The organism is Novosphingobium sp. 11B, from assembly GCF_054589055.1.
Map to the genome: position 1 here is coordinate 1 of NZ_BAAILP010000243.1, position 1,377 is coordinate 1,377.

2 protein-coding genes are annotated in these 1,377 nt (G+C 65.6%); both read right to left on the reverse strand.

Going from position 1 to position 1,377, the window contains the following annotated elements; genetic code table 11:
* Positions 1-154: 154 nt before the first annotated feature.
* A complete protein-coding gene (locus ACYPYD_RS21680; RefSeq protein ID WP_459665476.1) occupies positions 155-865 on the reverse strand; it encodes a GIN domain-containing protein in 711 nt (236 codons plus the stop codon).
* Positions 866-887: 22 nt separating this feature from the next.
* Positions 888-1,377, reverse strand: a 490-nt coding sequence (locus ACYPYD_RS21685; protein WP_459665467.1) for a DUF1700 domain-containing protein, incomplete at its 5' end; no start/stop codon positions are given.

Sequence of the window (1,377 nt, forward strand, 5' to 3'; positions counted from 1 at the left end):
GCGTAGCGAAGCAATCCAAGGCAGTCTCAAGCCGCCCTGGATTGCTTCGCTACGCTCGCAATGACGACGAGGTAGGGCGCGGAGCAGGCGGGTAACGAAAAGCCCGCACCGTCGCTGACGATGCGGGCCTCGCATGTTCCACGTGGAACGTTTCTCAGTAGTCGTGGTCGATGTCGCCGATGCCGTTCATTCGGCTGCGCAGCGTCTCGGGCTTGCGGACGAGGGTGACGTTGCCCGCGCCGTTGATCTCCACGTCGACCACACCAGTAGCGCCGATGGTCACGTCGCCGACGCCGTTGATGCGGATCGTGGCGTCGCGGCCCTGCACCTTGCCGAGGTCGATGTTGCCCGCACCGTCGGAGGTCACGAAGGTCCGGGCGACCTTGCCCGATGCATCGAGGTCGATGGCACCGCGAGCGTTGATACGCAAGGATTCCTGGTCGAGACCGTGGAGATCCACGTCGCCCGGTGCATCGAGGTCCAGCCCGGCGATCTCGGGAGCGGTGATCCGCACCTTGAGGCCACGATGGATCCGGGCACTGCCGTTAAGCGAGAGGCGGCCGTTTGCCCAGACCAGCCGGTCGACCACGCTGGCGGGGCCTTCGACGGTCATCTCGGCCTTGTCACCACGCGTGAACTCGAGGTCCACCGGCACTTCCATGGCGAGCTGGCTACCCGACTGGATGGCGAACACGCGGGACTTGCGCGGTCCCTGGTCGTGGTGATCGTCGCCGCCGTGGAAGTACCAACCCTTCGTCTCGAATTCCTGTTTCATTTTCTCGCCGCCGAAAGTCCAGGCGAGGGCGAAGGCGGCGATCGACAGGATCAGGCCGCTGGCGAATACGATGAGCAGTTTCCTGAGCATCACTTGGTCCTCCTTGTCGTCGTCAGTCTTCGGGATGGATGGCGGGTTCGAGCACACGGTAGTGCAGGCGGCCGAACCACATGAGGGCGTTGACCACGCCGATGCCCACGATGGTGAGCAGAGCGCCGATGCCGACCGCAGCACTCATGGTGCCGAGGCCCAGCAGGATCGCGATCAGCGGGCCGCCGGGGAAGCCGGAGAAAGGCCCGGCGATCAGCATGAAGCCGCCGCCGACGAAGGCCGCCAGCACCGCCACGAACAGGCCGAAGACCACGCCCAGAACCGGCAGCACGATCGGCAGCAGGATCAGGATGTCGATCGTGGCGAGGCCCATGAAGGCAAGGATCGCGCCCCAGGCGGACGACGGCGTGCGATCACTCTTCCAGTTGCGGAAGCCGGTTTCGAAGCGCAGTTCGCGGGCAAGGCGGCTCGGGTTGCCGAGGGCCGTCGCAACCTCCTCTTCGCTGCGGCCCTCGGCAAGGCCGGCTTCGAAGTGCTCTTCGTAGTCGGCG